General features: G+C 41.3%; 12 protein-coding genes and 1 pseudogene. 4 read left to right on the top strand and 9 right to left on the bottom strand.

The genetic code is table 11. The annotated features are described in order from the left end of the window. Together FHD02_RS20265 and FHD02_RS20260 are read left to right on the top strand one after the other, a co-directional pair. Positions 1-2,147 (top strand): AAA family ATPase (locus tag FHD02_RS20265; protein WP_255597450.1); only part of this gene is annotated, 2,147 nt, incomplete at its 5' end. Then, positions 2,144-3,070 carry an HNH endonuclease gene (locus FHD02_RS20260; RefSeq protein ID WP_220394275.1) on the top strand — a complete coding sequence of 309 codons (927 nt, stop codon included), beginning with the start codon at positions 2,144-2,146 and terminating at the stop codon, positions 3,068-3,070. The genes FHD02_RS20265 and FHD02_RS20260, both read left to right, overlap by 4 nt. A gap of 418 nt (positions 3,071-3,488) precedes the next feature. Here the strand turns inward: FHD02_RS20260 and FHD02_RS24510 are convergent, their stop codons facing one another. From FHD02_RS24510 to FHD02_RS20250, 4 genes are all read right to left on the bottom strand, one after another. After that, positions 3,489-5,153 (bottom strand): hypothetical protein, encoded by a 1,665-nt coding sequence (locus FHD02_RS24510; RefSeq protein ID WP_255597449.1) that lies wholly within the window; start codon positions 5,151-5,153, stop codon positions 3,489-3,491. 176 nt (positions 5,154-5,329) lie between these two features. Next, entirely contained in the window at positions 5,330-6,574 is a 1,245-nt protein-coding gene (locus tag FHD02_RS24905) for a hypothetical protein (RefSeq protein ID WP_375336885.1), read from the bottom strand. A 35-nt stretch (positions 6,575-6,609) separates the two neighbouring features. Further along, positions 6,610-7,224, bottom strand: coding sequence for a hypothetical protein (locus FHD02_RS24500; protein ID WP_255597447.1), 615 nt, complete (start codon positions 7,222-7,224; stop codon positions 6,610-6,612). Between the two features lie 72 nt (positions 7,225-7,296). After that, a complete protein-coding gene (locus tag FHD02_RS20250; protein WP_220394274.1) occupies positions 7,297-10,899 on the bottom strand; it encodes an AAA domain-containing protein in 3,603 nt (1,200 codons plus the stop codon). 173 nt (positions 10,900-11,072) lie between these two features. Here FHD02_RS20250 and FHD02_RS20245 point away from each other — a divergent pair. Beyond that, positions 11,073-11,822 (top strand): annotated as a pseudogene (locus tag FHD02_RS20245) (tyrosine-type recombinase/integrase); the annotation flags it as partial. A gap of 11 nt (positions 11,823-11,833) precedes the next feature. On the opposite strand, the gene FHD02_RS20240 reads toward FHD02_RS20245, so the two are convergent. From FHD02_RS20240 to FHD02_RS20225, 4 genes are all read right to left on the bottom strand, one after another. Continuing rightward, positions 11,834-12,487 carry a hypothetical protein gene (locus tag FHD02_RS20240; RefSeq protein ID WP_220394273.1) on the bottom strand — a complete coding sequence of 218 codons (654 nt, stop codon included), beginning with the start codon at positions 12,485-12,487 and terminating at the stop codon, positions 11,834-11,836. Between the two features lie 465 nt (positions 12,488-12,952). Next, on the bottom strand, positions 12,953-13,240 hold the full coding sequence (locus FHD02_RS20235; RefSeq protein WP_220394272.1) for a hypothetical protein: 288 nt from the start codon (positions 13,238-13,240) through the stop codon (positions 12,953-12,955). A 533-nt stretch (positions 13,241-13,773) separates the two neighbouring features. After that, positions 13,774-14,145: a hypothetical protein gene (locus tag FHD02_RS20230; protein ID WP_220394271.1), complete on the bottom strand. Its 372-nt coding sequence runs from the start codon at positions 14,143-14,145 to the stop codon at positions 13,774-13,776. After that, complete coding sequence (locus FHD02_RS20225; protein ID WP_220394270.1) at positions 14,142-14,849, bottom strand: hypothetical protein; 708 nt, start codon at positions 14,847-14,849, stop codon at positions 14,142-14,144. Before FHD02_RS20225 ends, FHD02_RS20230 begins: the two co-directional genes overlap by 4 nt. 137 nt (positions 14,850-14,986) lie before the next feature. On the opposite strand from FHD02_RS20225, the gene FHD02_RS24495 reads away from it, so the two are divergent. Next, positions 14,987-15,391: a hypothetical protein gene (locus FHD02_RS24495; protein ID WP_255597446.1), complete on the top strand. Its 405-nt coding sequence runs from the start codon at positions 14,987-14,989 to the stop codon at positions 15,389-15,391. Between the two features lie 71 nt (positions 15,392-15,462). On the opposite strand, the gene FHD02_RS24490 is transcribed toward FHD02_RS24495, so the two are convergent. After that, a complete protein-coding gene (locus FHD02_RS24490; RefSeq protein WP_309241900.1) occupies positions 15,463-15,831 on the bottom strand; it encodes an RHS repeat domain-containing protein in 369 nt (122 codons plus the stop codon). Positions 15,832-15,841 lie beyond the last annotated feature (10 nt).

The raw sequence follows: 15,841 nt of genomic DNA, 5'->3' as shown, positions 1-15,841 counted from the left end.
ATCGGCATCGCTCAGTCCGGTTGGTGATTTTGGTTGGTTTGGCGATTGATCAGATCGCACAATCCGGGCTGAGTTCCCTTTCAGTGATCTACTATTCCGCGCAGCTATTTAGCAGTAATGCTACCCCTATGGGAAACAATGCAGATGCACCGCTTTATTACCTTTGGCTTGCTTGGGCATGGCAAAATTTTTATCTCGCCTGCACTCAGTGTAATGAGTTAATGATGCGCAATTTTCTTGTAACAGGGAAACGTATGCCAGTACCTTCCTCGCAGGAATATCAGGACTATCTGCGTAGTGAAAGTAGTTTGTGGCCTCAGTGGCCGCCAAAGGAGGAAAGCCTGCTGTTAGATCCATGCCAGATAAAATCCTTTGCTTCACATTTTGATGTTAGACCTCAGGGAGAATTTAATTACTTAAGCCGTAGGGGAATGGCAACGATTAATATTTTGAATCTTAATAACGCTGATCTGATATCACGCCGTGCGCAGCGCTATAGTGAGTATATGAAGCGCCTATCAGAGTCTATTGAGGCTCGCTCTATTGATTTGCTTTCCAGCGTACTCAATTTCAGTAGACAGGAGTTTGGCGGCAGTTGGTATCTGCTTTTAAGACGACTTGCGTCACATATAGATGGTGAGAAAGGCAAGGCGTTGTCAATGGGAAAAATAAAATCTTTCTTCCAGCTCATGTTTCAGAATCCTGAGCAAGGAAGCGATCATCTGTATCAGGCATTTGAAGACCTTTACGCGCTTCCCAGGGATGAGCGGATTGAGGAAATGCCATCTCCCCCGAAGGGTGACTTACGTCGCGTACAATTTCAGAATTTCAAATCGCTGGAAGCGGTTGAACTTGAGTTACCCGCAATGCCTGAGTTGGATAATGGCAAAAAACCAGAGGCTAGAGCTCTACTGCTCCTCGGGGAAAATGCGGCTGGGAAAAGTACCATTCTCGAAGGTATTGCGTTAGCTCTTGTCTCAGCGGAAGGAAGAAAGAGGCTCAATTTGCGGTTACGGGATTTTATTTTGTCTCCTGCATTACTGGCCGGTGATCCCCGTTTGGCGCCTCATATGGCGGAGGTTGTACTTACTCAGGATAATGATGCCTCGCTGACACTGACGTTAAAAAAAGGTGGGAGTATCGTCGTAACTTTGAATGGGCAGTTTAATGTTGGGCCAGTATTTGCTTATGGAGCTTTTCGTCAGTATAGACAAGGAAGGCGGTTATATACTACTGACAAAACAGTGCGCAATCTCTTCGATGGAAGTCTACTCGGGAATCCACAAAGTTGGCTTTTGAGCCTCAGTAACGTAGATTTTGACCGAGTAGTTGCAGCGCTTAGGGAGGTGTTGTCCATTGAAGGAGAGTTCGACGTGATTAAACGTTCTCCTGAAAGAAAAGTATGTTCTATTATCACCGCTATTAATGGTATCGAAACTCATACTCCCTTGAATGTTGCGTCTTCAGGCTTCCGCACTGTGCTGGCAATGGTCTGCGATATTATGCAGGGTTTAATGGATGAGCGTGTTGCCCCGCAATTTGAGGGCTTTGAGAATGCTCGGGGAGTTGTACTAATTGATGAAGTTGAAGCACATCTTCACCCACGCTGGAAAATGCAGATCATGGGTGGTTTGCGACGGGCACTGCCGGGGGTGACCTTTATCGTAACAACGCATGACCCGCTATGTCTGCGCGGCATGTATAATGGAGAAGTCCGGGTTATGCAACGTATATTGCATAATGATTTACGCTCAGAATCAAGGGCTTCCCAGAGGGTTGAAACGTTGACCGAATTGCCAGACATCACTAAATTACGAGTCGATCAACTACTGACCTCTGATTTTTTTCAGCTTGACTCCACTGATGAACCTAGGCTCGATCGCCTCATTGCTCAGGTTGCCGATCTGCTGGCAAAACGCGAACAAGGTGAGGATCTTACCGCAGAAGAGAGTGAGGTTATCGGAACATTTGAGTGTGACATTGCCAGTGCTATGCCTGTAGGGACTTCTGAGGCACATCGCTTGGTTCAGGAGGCTGTAGCGGAATATTTACAGGAACGGCGTCAGGCTACCGCTACAAAAATTCAGGCATTACAGGATGGCACGCGCTCACGCATTTTAAACATTCTGCGTGAGGTGGTGCAATGAGACACGTCCCTCGTGGGTCAGCCCAACCGCCGTTATCATTATCGGCGTTGGATTCTAATGGAAAAAGTGAATTACAGCGAGCACGGGAACATTATGCTGAGCCAGAACAGGCAAAGCGATTTGAATTTAAAGCCTATTCTTCCGACGATGTAAAATGGCGATTAAACACACTATTCCATTTTAAATGTGCCTATTGTGAGACTTTTTTCTCTGCTTCTTCACCGGTAGACGTCGAACACTACCGCCCAAAAAGTAGAGTGAGTGAAGATGCTGCGCATCCGGGATACTGGTGGCTAGCGATGGACTGGGAGAACCTTTTACCCAGTTGTATTGACTGTAATCGTAAAAGGCGGCAGCACATTGTTAATCAGTCCAGTAGTCTTATTTCTCTTTTGGAGAATAGCCGGAGAGCAGCCACTTCTGGAGGGAAAAAAGACAGCTTTCCTCTAGCCAATAGGGGGGTACGTATGCAGCCTGAAAGCAGAAATCACTTTGAAGAACAGGCTTTGTTACTTAATCCCTGCGAACACCAACCGGAATCATTCCTGCATTTTGTCACCATAGGCGCACCTTCTCTTAGTCTGGTAGTGCCTACAGGAGATAGAGAAAGTCCACATGGCGCAACGTCTATTCATGTCTACGGGCTCAATCGTCTCGGTTTAGTTCAGGACCGCACGCGTTACTTACGTCGACTCGAATTTTTGGGTGATATGATGATATCGCTCGGTGAGCTTATTGATCAAGTGGATAGAATGGCGTTAGAAGAAGTTCAGAGGGACGAAATCATACGCCCATTGAGATTATTATTGGATAAAACCGGTAAAGAAATGACTCAGATGGCTAGACCGGATCAGCCATATTCAGTGATGGCTGAAACGTGGATAGCCCAATTCTTTCAACAAATAGTAAACCGAGGAGTATGAAGGAGTTCCCGCGTAAACTATATACATCAAATCTGGCTATCTCCGTTCGAACTTGTCGTAAATATATGGGTAGCCAGAAGATGACCTGCTCCCCGTTGATTAACACACCATGATGTTAGTAATGTCTTCATAAGCCACATGAGTAACAACAATATCATTCTTGAATACCGTATAAAGGAAGTGATCCGTCTGATAGGGATCGCCTTAGTCATTAACTGGCTGTAAATTACAGCTAAATCAAAAAACATAGCCTTGCCAATACCGTCATAATGACCACTAATTTTGCCATCTCTACCGTTATGTGAGGTGATTATCTCATCAGTGAAATGTTTAGGAGAAGAAAAACCGCCAGCAATTGGGATGCTGGTGGTTTTTTTATTAAAGAAGTATATCTATGATTTATTGTTAAAGATTAGCATTAATCAAGAAGCTCCTCAGGGAAATCTATGATGTATGATTCAGGATCTTCAGTACTTTGGCTGTAGGATTTTATTAATCCATTTGTTATGAAACCCTTAAGTATTTTTTCATTAGATGAGCTTACTTTTATCTGTGCTAGTTTTTTATCTAATAATATTGATAACCCAGAAGAATCAAGCAGCTTTAGAAATTTCTTGATTTGTACTCTATTCATATTAGTTATCTGGCTAATAAATAGTTCTACATTATCATCATGGATAAAATGAGTATTCTTTATTAATGCTTCTAACAAATTAAGCGATAATTTATCAGCATTACTTTTTACCTCATTGATGTGGCTACTTAAGGTGATTAAAACTGTTTCTTGAAGATCTACTAAGGTGTCATAATTATCTATGAGATAAGGGATGTCATTTATATCTAATTTGTTTGTGAGGATATATTTCTTAAAGAGAGTTGAGTATTTATCATTTTGAATAGAGATTGGAGTATCTACTATCATTGATAGTTTTTCTTTTTGTGAATCATCAATATCTAATTCTAAAACGCTTAGAATTTCATCTGCGTTACTAACAATAGATTTCTCTGTCTGTAGTTTTGTATAGTCGATTATATTTTTATTTATAAAATACATAAGATTATTAGGGTAAGTAGTTCTTAGGAAATCTAGATTCAGACTAGTCATTCGAATTATATTGGTGTCGATAAGTACTTTTAGCTTATCATCCGGCACACCAGATATACCAAATGAATCATAGCAAAAACCTAATGAAGGTAATATCTCTAGGTATTTGTTATTGCTAATTCGTTCGCAAATGATGAGCTTATCGAAAAGTTTCTCTTTGAGATCTTCTGCGATTCCATTCGAATAGTCTAGTTTAATAGATTCTTCGCTATCTATAAAGTTAACTATTGATTCATCTAACTCGCTATGTTGAGAAAAATAGAAAATAATATTCTCGGCAGTATATTCTATTTTTCTTTTGTCTAACAAATAAGACCACATACTTGACGTATCTATTTTACTTAGGTCACTCAGTCTATTATTAATTTTTTCTATATAGGATTTTTTTATCCCTTCATTGATATTCGGGTCATTAATGATTTTAATAACTGCACTTTCCGCATCAGTTATACTATTATCACAATTTTCAAGTACTACAGTCATGTATTTTTCAATGTTTCCATATATATATTGATACAGAGGTGTTGAAACATTGCTTAGCAATATGGTGAAGTTTTGATGTTTGATTTTATCTGCATCTGTACATTTGTATTCATAGATAATAAGTTCTTTCAAATTACGGAAATTAAGTTCATAAAGTGATTCTTTATACACTGCTGAAAATAAAGATGGTTCTGAATCTTTATATGATAAATTTTTAAATAGAATGTCTAAACATTTGAATTTTTCAATTAATATATGAATTTGAGGTTGTGCTATATTTAAGAATGTTTTATGTCCAGAAATATACTCTGATAGACAGTCGTCATGATCGACTTTCAATAAAATGTCTTGGTTTGAAAAATAAAGACTATCTATGGAATATGATTTTATTTGTTGCTGTGTATATGATTTTTCATTCAACATCAACTGAAAAAAAACGCTCCATTGTTGATTTAATAAAGGGATTAACCTTGAAAGACTACGTTCAGTATCCATGTACTCTTTAATAAATCGGAGGTTTTTATCATTTTTAAGTTGCGAGATAAATGTCTTAAGTTGTGTAGAATTTTGGTTTATTGAGTCTAATAGGTGAGTCAATAAATCAAAGTTCAATGTTTCTTGCTGGCTATAATCATAGAGTTGTAATCTTCTCACTATTAATGATGGATTATTCAGCGCATAAGAGTAATCTTCCCTTTTTTGTCGGAAATACTTCTTAAAAAGGCTTTGTCGCTCCGATTCAAGCTGTTTTCATAGAAATATGTTATATAATCATTATATGTCTCATCGATATATCCATTCCTGATAAGATATTTTAATAGATCAAAATACTCACTTCCTTTTATGGAGTTGAATGTTTCCTCATTGCCAATCTCATTGATATAGGTAGTTCTAAAAATTTCATCTATGTTCTCTCTTGTTATTAATTCATAGAGTTTTTTGTTTTTTATTTCTGAGATTTTTATCTGTAATCCGCTGATTTGCTGATTAAATGTATCGGTGGCATTATTTTCTCTTGTGTTTAAAGCATCTATTCTTTTATCTTTCTCCAACTGTAATAATTCTAACTTGTTTTTTTGATCTTGGAGGTGTTTTGTATTCGGATGATAGGTTTGTCGTATGTAAGTTTGCAATTGTTGTATTGCTGGATCGCAAATAGTGTTAACCTCATCAATTGATTTTAAATGCTCATTTTGCGCATTATTGATCCGGTCATTGATAGATGAAATTTCGTTTTCAATGTTAGATATTTCATTAAATACAAAAATTTGTTTTTTATCAAATAATGTATATATATATCCTTGGTTAAGTTGAAGTTCACTAAAATCCTTAGGGAATATGTTCTTGTATGCAATAATTGCCAGCATTTTATTGCAATCGAGTTCGATGTTATTTAATTTGTTATAATATATGGTAAATTCATTGTATATGTTTTTTAGAACCCTGAAGTCATCTATATATAGTGATAATCCCTGAAGGAAATTGTTATCGAATGCTATTTTAAAATTGTTGTCATTAAATAGTGCCAGGAACATGTCAAATGAGTTGCTACTATCAATTACTGGGATAACAGGAATAATATAATCAAAAAATTTGGTTCGATCTTTAGAAATAAAAACATCATCTCTTAATAGATAAAAAAACCGTATAGGGTTTTTATTTTCATTTTTTAAATGCACATTTGCTAATGTGTTTATTTCCCTTAGTCTTTCAAAAATAATATTGCTTTCAAATCTGTCAATATCTTCAAAAACAATAACATCCGATCCAATGTTTTCGAATAAATATAGTATTTCATTTAAATATTTATCAAAATAAGAGTCATCAGGTTCTTCGAAAATTTCGATTTCACTTCCCTGGAGATTGACTTTTTTAAATATATTTCTACTTTTTTGCGTGCTGATTATTTTATAAATAATAAAGCCTAAACAAACTATTAAAAAAAGCCCGCTTACCAGTAATGTATATTGCTTGGTTGTAAGGTTGTAAATGACAAAATATTTTTTATGTGACCGTTATTTAACGTATTTACATAGCTTTGCCACTTATCAAATAAACGGATATGAGCAAATGAAACTCCAGCCGATAAGAAAAAAACTGTATTTGTTAATACATTTCTACGAAATACTTTCTTTTTTATTTTGAATTTTGTTCTTGGTATTTTTTCTGGTGAGATTTGGTGGATTATTTGATTTAATATTTTCCCTTCCAGAGCTAATCGCTTAGTATTAGGATCACTTTTCTCTGTTGATGAAATAAAATGAGATAAAGAAATGTGAGAGAATTTTTTGGATGGATATCTTGTCTTATAAGATTCGATAAGGCTACTTTTGCCTGCGCTGTATGGACCTGATATGGCAACATTTTTAATGTCTGGATGTGAAAAAACGAACGAAATAGCATCTTCATAAATATCAAGGTTTACGTCATTGATCGGTGTAAGAGGCTGGAAGTTAAAAGTATTGTTGTTTTTCTCATGTGATCCCTTCAGGCTTTTGTTAAAAGCATTGTATGCAGCTTTTATCGATTCTAAAAACCGTCTGAATTGTTCTGATTTTGTTGCCATTTCTCGACCCGTTAACTTAATTATAAAAAATGTTTGGCAATGAATAAATAAATGCTAAAAATAATTCTGGCGTTACTCCAGCCTCAACCTTTCCCTGAGTTCCTTCACCAGCGACATATCATCAAGCTCTGCGCTAATCTCATGACGAATAGCATTACTGAACTGCTCGCTACGCTCACAGCTATCATGATAACCATGTGACAGCCAGTTCCAGCTTCCGAGAACAATGTAGCGGCCATCGATCATCAGCACCTTTTCATGAGTACCTTCGGTCAGGCGGATAACATTGTCTTTTCCCAGTTGTTCGCGGTACTCAGCAATCAGAGTTTCATCATTATCCTCTGCACGGTCCAGACGTTGATGGTAGTAACCGTAGTAGACTTTAACGCTGACACCACGCTGCTGTGTTGCTACTAGTTGTGCCAGTTCCGGCCTTTGAAATTGTTTACCGCCCCGACGGATCCATGGAGTGATAATAACCAACTCCTGTTCACACTGGCTCGCCAGAGCACTGAATGCAGCGATATGTTCGCAGTCGCGGTAATAACGCTGCAAACGTGGTGTCTTGCTCAGGCTGTCGAAATTTGGATACTGGCTACCCTGTTCAAGAAGGAAATCTTCAGCAACAGTGTCCGCAAGAACTTTCAGGTATCCACCTGCCTGCCGCAACCGGTGGTGGTTTCCTACCACGATAAACTGCTGTTTTGCGCGCGAAACCACGACATTCAGCATGTTTGGCGCATCGTTCTGAAAATTTGGATTATCAAGGGGATGACAAATTACCGGGCTGTAAATGATGACCTCAAAGCCCACGCCCTGGAACTGATGCACTGTACCAATGCAGTTTTTCTTCCAGTGATTCATACGCTGGGCAAGGCGCTTGATCAGTAATGATTTCTGATTGCTATAGGGAGTGACGATACCTACATCGGCAGTCAGATCGTAACCAGCTTCTTCCAGCTTATTCAGCAGTTGCTCAATAGCATCGACTTCATCCAAATTAGTGTTAACCATATCGCCTTTTTGGCCCTCTACGCTGTAGAACATCAAATGATGCCCACCAGACTTCTCAAAGGCGCTGGCAATGCGGTCGGAAGGGGAGGCTGTTTCCACGCTGACGCCATGATAGCCCGCCAGCCGGATAAAGAGATCGGCAATGGGTTTCTGGCACCGACGATGCTCATCGAGAATAATACCGTTGCCGGTATCATCCACTCGTCCGGAAAGTGTGCCTGCCGCGCGGTGCCAGCCTGTAACGCTTGCAGGTGAAACCCGCTCATATAACGTATTATTGTCAGCAAAATGACGTTCGCGCAGTTGTGTTTGCAGGTTTTCTGACAGATTCCTGATGGGTTCGATTTGCAGGGGATCGCCGACAATCATCGCTTTCTCGCTGCGACTCAATAGTGGCACCAGAGATTCAAGCGAAATCATGCCTGCTTCATCGCACAGTGCCAGATGCCAGGGTTTGTGCCCCCTGAGTTCATCAAGTTTACGATAACCCGCCACTTTCCACGCGGAGACCAGCGTGGTTGCCATTACCGGATATACCAGTGACAGTGCGCGATAGAATTCATCCAGCTTATCCAGCCAGCGATAGTAGCCCGTACTGCGGCGATTACTCATCAGAGCCCGCCAGTGAGTCAGCACCTCTTCCAGCTCAATTTTTCGCTTCAGTTGCTCCTGCCAGAGATAGCCGATAGCAGCTTCAAACATTTCACGGTGCTGCCTGATGAAGCGTTTACGCAAAATGTCACACCAGTTACCTTCGGGGTAATGCTGTTGATACTGCGCTGTAACCTGTTGCGCCCGGATGACCCGCTGCCATTCTTTCCGGAGTGTTGCGATATCAGCACAAAGGCTCACCAGATTTTCTTCCTGTAGCGCATCGGGTTCGTCCTGCATGAGCAGTTCCAGCAGGGCCAGATTGTCTGGCTGATGTGACAGCATCTCTCCCGCATCAGCCAGAGCCGCTAACTGGCGATGGGGCAGGGAAGAAAGGCTGAAATGCTGAAAGTCCTCCGGCGCAGCAAGATTCATTTGTTGCAGCCGTGCCGGATATTTTCCCTCGAACAGGCGGGCCAGATGACGCTTTATCCCTTTACGGGGATAGTCGCGATAGTGCATTTCCAGAGCAGGGCGTAGTGGTGAATCCATCCAGCGCAGTATCTGTGCCAGATCATGTTGCTGCGGCCATGTCGCCTGCAATGTCTGGTAAATTCTGCTGGCCTGCAAACGCTGCGTTTTTATCTCTTGAAGTTCCTGCAGGCGTTGCTTCAGCTGGCTGGTTAAGTTGTCCAGATCGTCGGGATGATGCAGTGACACGTCAATCCCCAGGCGCTGTGCATGAGCGGCTACCAGGGGGATTTTTGCCATGAAGCGTGCCGGAAGCTCTTCTGCGTTGGTGGTGTTCAGACCACAATCCACAACAGACTGTATCGCGGTTGCCTTTTCATTCAGATACGCCCGGTAACAGGAGTTCAACTCGTCACGATGCCTGAGCAGAACAGCTAAAAAATCGCGCTGGTGTTGTTCGTCATAGCTTTCCTGTCGCCAGCGGCTGATCAACTGCTCAAGCCGGGTAAGCTCATGCTGAACCTGTTCGTTCGATCCGCTATGAAACCATAACCAGTCAAGATCCTGGGTTGCAGGGTCACTGCGCAGATCATCGATGATATTCTCCACCGCTTTTATTGCCGTGGACGTTACCAGCATGCCGAAGTTCTGGTCCTTTCCATCAGCGATTGCCAGTGCTCTGGCAACCAGCTGTTGTGCAATGAGTGACTTGAACAGCGTTGTTTTACCCGTACCCGGCGCGCCCTGCACGGCAATCAGGCGCTCATCCTGATTAATGGCCTGTATTGCCGCCATCTGTCCATGACCCAGCGGGTATTGTGTTTCAAACAAACCGCCGGTTACCACTTCGTATATGTCAGGGGCATTCTCATCATGGTGAATATGGTTGAGATACTGCTCCAGTAGAGGGAAGTCACCAGCCGTGTTATCGCACAGCCAGCTAAAATCTTCCGCATCACGCTTGAGGTTGTAATCTTCATTATGCAGTGGAGCCACCAGGGCGTTAAACGCAGTTTCCAGTCCCTGATATTTGCTGTTTGATTGCTGAGCAACCCATATCTGAAGAGCCTCAAACGCCTCAAGGAAGGTGTCATATTTACACCCGGTGAGTGCGCTGACGATACTCATCATATGGCGGTTCTCACCCAGCTCATCCAGCTGGATGCCAAACATTTCGCGAAAAGCGAAGGGGAATGCGCTGACCAGTTGCCCGTCTTTAACGGGAACCAACAGTGAGGTATTGCCCTGTTCAAAGAAGGATTTGGGGAGTGGAAAAGAGAACAGCGGCAGGTACTTTACGTTGGCCCTGCCGCGCTCATTTTCGATACAGCGCAACACCGGAAACAGCAGGTTGACAGGCTCAATATGGGTAATCTCACCCTTTTCACCATATTTGACGAAACGCCTGCGCCAGTTTTCGCACATTTCAGGCGTAACGCGGAGTACTATGCCGCTCTGGTTTTCTTCACAGTTATCTTTACCGAGCATGAGCTGATGATGCTCATGTACCTGGCTGGCCGGTATTTTACTCTTTTCCGCACCGCTGAATTTCAAATAATCCTGCCATGCAGAGAGGATATCTTTAGAGGAATTTTTCATTGTTCTGATAGCGCCTTGCTCAGCTCAACTCCCTGAAATTAATGACAACAGAATAACACAGGCTTGATAGTTTTAACCTGGGCTGTATGTCCTTGTCTGTATGAAAATATGTAATTAGTTACAACATACTGAATGGATATTAGTATTGATAGATTAGTGTCTTATGTTATATCCGTCTTCTGGCGATACCTGAGTCTATCTGGTTAACTAAAAATGAAACCGCCAGCCGTGTGCGCGGTAGTATTGAAACCATTCTGGATTATGCCAAAGCGAAAGAGTAATTCGAGGGGGATAATCCAGCTGCCTGGAAAGGGATGCTGAAACCACTTTTGCCGATGCCAGGTAAGGTACAGAATAAAAAACATCATGCCGCACTGCCATATGGCGAGATGGGTATGTTTATGACAGAACTTCGTACAAGAACGGGGATTTCAGCCCGCGCTCTGGAGTTCTCTATTCTGACTGTAGCCCGTTCAGGGGAAATTCGTGGCGCTGAATGGGATGAACTTGATTTGAAGGCTAAAACATGGGTTATCCCGGCGGAAAGAATGAAGGCCAGTAAAGAGCATCGCGTTCCGTTATCTGACGCTGCGGTGACGCTGTTAAAGGCGCTTCCACGCTTTAAGGGTAATAATCTCGTCTTTCCGGCCCCTCGTGGTGGGCAGCTCTCAGATATGTCATTAACAGCCGTCTTAAAACGAATGGATCGCAAAGATCTAACACAACATGGTTTCCGTTCAACGTTCCGTGAATGGGCAGGGGAGACAACATTATACCAGCGGGAAGTGATTGAACACGCTCTGGCACATCAGTTAGCAGATAAGGCGGAAGCTGCTTACCAGCGGGGGACTTTGTGGCCTAAACGAGTTTCTCTGATGGATGACTGGAGTGACTATTGTTATGTTTCCGCTACTTCATCGTAAGTAAGCATTGATTACGTATTGTACTTCAATGTTTTCGATACCTTTTGCTGGCGCTTTTCCAGTCGGATACGGGCCTTACGTATTGATACAGGTGTTCGTCCTGGAAATAATACCGCCAGTTCAGCCAGAGGCAGGTTCTGGTTTGCTTCCAGTCGTAGCAGTTCCTTCTGGGTCCATTTTTGCTGTACAGGCCTTGTTTCACTACCCGGTAAATTTAGGCCCATTGAGTATGCCGCTTGTCTCACGGATGCTCTTGTTCTGCCGGGCAAGCGGTCTGTTACAGCCATACCCTCCACTGGATAATACTGTACCAGAACCTGACGTTCCTGTTCATTCCATTGACGAGGGCTGTGAACATTCAGTTTATCTTTCATAAGGTAAATCGCCCCTCGTGTTCGTCCTGGCAGCAGTGACATTATCTGTGCAATTTGACTACCTGCCGTAAAATGAGTACAGATGATTGCTTTTTCTTCCTCTGTCCAGGGCTGGTATGGTTCCATCAGCTTTTGTTTCTGTTTACGTACAACCCATCTGACTGCGTCCACAGTTCGCCCAAGCTCTTCTGCAATTAGTGCTGTTGGTATAATACCGTAGTTTTCTTCTACAAATTTAAATTCTTTAAGTGTCCAGATAGTGCGGTGTTTTATATTTTTATATCTTTTCATGTTTATTTAAGTAGAAAGTTTTTGTTGGTGAGTTATTTTGGCAGTCAGACTGGTTATGCCATCTTTGATAGTGTTCTTTCCCACAAAAATTAATTATTTTGTGCGGGTGAACGGATTAGTCGTCCAGCTATTTTGTGCAAAAATATTGTTACGTTTCAGTTAAACATTGCTGTAGAAAACATTTTTTAATTGACTATAGTGAGGAAATACTAGAGAGGTGCCCAAGTTAATACTAAAACGTATTACTTTAGCAAACAGTTCCAAAAAAGCACTCATGCTGAACATGGCTAAGATATTTATACCTCTGAGTGCTGATTTCGGGAACTGTAAAATCAACAGAGTATTTTCAAAGTACCGGATGGCTTCATGATTATGAGTATTTTAGCATGCTTTCCCTGATATATATTGTTTATGAGGCAGGTAATGGCCATAAGTAGGGAATATTTTGTACTTCATGGCATGATCTTAGTATAGCGTACCAGGCAACCAAAAATCATAACATATAATAATCCATTTCCCATTTTTATAATGGGACCAAGTTGTTAGATTAAGACCTTCATGGATATGCCAGATTGATTTTTTTATAGAAACGTTACTGAATTCAGGATTTGTTGAACGATATGTATTTTCTATTTCAATGTTTTCTTCACCACTATATTTATAGCGTGGTTGAATTAATTCACTAGCAGGTGAATCATATTTTTCGATTAAAACACTTTCACTAACTCCGTTTAATTTTCCATCGGAGTTCATCTGAATATATTCTGAGATTGACTGGGCGAGTAATTAATATTTTTGGTAAATACTTTTTTTATTGGGTTAAGACATATTGAAATGATGAAAATAGCATAAATTTTGTTCATTTTAACACTTCTTTAATGGAGGGTTTTGTATCATAAATCATTTTGTTAAGGTTAGTAGTGACAGGTATCATATAACGAGGACGTAATTCCATCCCTATACTCATTAACGCACTTGGATCTGAATCTCCTGTATTGTATTCATCAATAAGGTAGTCAATAACGTGTCCAGGTTCATGTGCCAATCCTATTTGTTTACGGTAGCTATTTGATGAATCTAAACATTTTGTTGAAAGGGGACTTGGCCTGGTTACTATCACTATAATTCAAACATTAATAATGCAATATTGATCTATGGAATTTAAATAAAAGATGTATTATAAATATTTTATTTAGCATGCAAAATAGGATTTATGGTTTTATTTTTACATCGCTTAAGGATGTGCACAAATATACTTTTCATTAGCTCGCTCTGCAGTAAGTAGCTTAGGATATGGCATCTGGGGGGGTAAAACTATAGCATATAACAATCCATTTCCCGTTATAGTAATGCAACCAAGCGGTCAGATCGAAATCTTTATTGATGTGCCAGAGCGATTTTTTTATAGACACATTGCGAGATTGAGGATTTGTTGAGCGATATGTTCTTTCTATTTCAATATTTTCCTCTCCTATATATTTATAGCGGGGTTGTATTAATTCATATGTCGGAGGGCCATATTTTTTAACTAAAATAGTTTCGTCAATTCCGTTAAGTTTACCATTTGCATTTAAGTAAATATACTCAGGGATCTGAGCAATGCCATTTGTTATTGAACTATTCCATACGAAAAATAAAATTATGAAAGCTCTATTCATTTTATCACATCCTTAATTTGAAAATTAGTATCATAGATCATTTTATTCAGATTTTCAACGACCGCTGTCAGATAACGAGGACGTAATTCCATACCAATGCTCATTAACGCACTAGGGTCTGAATTTCCTGTTTGATATTCATCAACAAGATAACCAATAACATGTCCAAGTTCATGAGCTAATCCTTTTTGTTTACGACTTATATTTGATGAGTCGAGGTATTTAGTTTCCATTACATTATCTTTTGAATCAATGTAAATATGCCCGGATTTCCATGACACGCTACTCCGAAAGAAACTATCTGGGTTGCTGTTATCAATTTTATAGGTATACACCCTCCAGTGCTCATTCCTTTCAACTTGAATTATTTGAATATTGAAAGGTAGTTTTTTCCCTCTGAATTTTTTTGCAAAGTCTGATTTTCCTGAAACGGAAAATGAAATTTTATCATTCCATACTTGACTTATAATTGCATTGACATTAGCATGAAACATATCTTTTTCTGTATTAGTCCAGTCATTTTTTGCATCCCATCTTTTTATCCATATATATTCCCATCTTATTACTAATATAATTCCACCTGTTTCGCGATTTATCCGCAACTCTCCTCTGTTAAAATTATGTCGGATGAATTGTTTATCCAGCGCGAAATCAACATTAAAATCATATGAGAGAGTATTCGCATTACTATATGTATTTTTCATCTTTTTCCTTATATCGTCCGCTATCTGCAGGATAAGTTTACGAAACTTCGCATTCCGTTATCCGGGTCAATGCGATGTGTCGAGTGCCTCCAGGCTTTTTCTTTCTTTGATACCACTCGTCCATACTGCTGATGCTGATGCTGATGCTGATGCTGATGCTGATGCTGATGCTGATGCTGATGCTGATGCTGATGCTGATGCTGATGCTGATGCTGGTGTGCTTCACTTTCCATGACCTCATTTACCCAGGTCTGGCGGCGGGAGATATTGAGGTTTCTGTCGTAAGTGAAACGCTCCTCGCACATTGGTACGCTGCTGCTGCCGGCCCAAGTGGCGTGGCTTATCTGGTCGTTTGCCGTGAGACTGTTGACCATAGTTCCCCGCAGGGAATCGGCAATCATCGTCAGGTTGTACGCTTTGTCATACAGCCACTGACGGTGCAGGGTGTTATTGCGCCGGTAGTGCGGATTCTGTTCGTTCAGGTCACCGGTCTGTTGGTCAGTCAGCATTCCAGTCGGGGTGTAACTCTGGCGGAGGCTTAACCCGGCTTCACTCTGGCGGGATATTTCCTGGCCGCACAGGTCGTGCTCAAAAATCAGGGGAGCATGGTTCGCTATCTGCCACGAGGTGCGCGGGTAAAGTGCTCAGTAATACCGGCGGTGACCCGGCTGGCATCATCGTATTCATACGTGACGGTGGCGTCGTCGTTGCGAGCTTCTGTCAGGCGGCAGAGAGTATCGTAAGTAAACGTTGTACGACAGAGTACCCGGTCGCTGTCGCCCTGCGTCACTTCCTCGTTTGTCACCTGGTCGGTGGTGCTATAGCGGCGGTTGAGATGCGTGCCGTCCGGGAAAGTGGTGCGGATGCAGCGCCCGGCGGCATCATAGCTATAGGTCAGCGTGCGTCCGGTAAAGTCGGTTTCAGCGACAAGTTGCCCGGCTTTATCGTATTCGAGGCGGTAGCGTTCACCTTCGGCGTTGATGATTTCCGTC

It is taken from the genome of Citrobacter sp. EC_71, from assembly GCF_019584005.1.
Lineage (GTDB): Bacteria > Pseudomonadota > Gammaproteobacteria > Enterobacterales > Enterobacteriaceae > Citrobacter > Citrobacter werkmanii.
This window is presented reverse-complemented; position numbering and strand designations above follow the sequence as displayed.

Excerpts from the sequence above, each read along its gene's own strand:
- FHD02_RS20260 (WP_220394275.1), top strand. The coding sequence starts at position 2,144 with ATGAGACACGTCCCTCGTGGGTCAGCCCAACCGCCGTTATCATTATCG.
- FHD02_RS24510 (WP_255597449.1), bottom strand. The coding sequence starts at position 5,153 with ATGGATACTGAACGTAGTCTTTCAAGGTTAATCCCTTTATTAAATCAA.
- FHD02_RS24500 (WP_255597447.1), bottom strand. The coding sequence starts at position 7,224 with ATGGCAACAAAATCAGAACAATTCAGACGGTTTTTAGAATCGATAAAA.
- FHD02_RS20250 (WP_220394274.1), bottom strand. The coding sequence starts at position 10,899 with ATGAAAAATTCCTCTAAAGATATCCTCTCTGCATGGCAGGATTATTTG.
- FHD02_RS20240 (WP_220394273.1), bottom strand. The coding sequence starts at position 12,487 with ATGAAAAGATATAAAAATATAAAACACCGCACTATCTGGACACTTAAA.
- FHD02_RS20235 (WP_220394272.1), bottom strand. The coding sequence starts at position 13,240 with ATGAACTCCGATGGAAAATTAAACGGAGTTAGTGAAAGTGTTTTAATC.
- FHD02_RS20230 (WP_220394271.1), bottom strand. The coding sequence starts at position 14,145 with ATGAATAGAGCTTTCATAATTTTATTTTTCGTATGGAATAGTTCAATA.
- FHD02_RS20225 (WP_220394270.1), bottom strand. The coding sequence starts at position 14,849 with ATGAAAAATACATATAGTAATGCGAATACTCTCTCATATGATTTTAAT.
- FHD02_RS24495 (WP_255597446.1), top strand. The coding sequence starts at position 14,987 with ATGCTGATGCTGATGCTGATGCTGATGCTGATGCTGATGCTGATGCTG.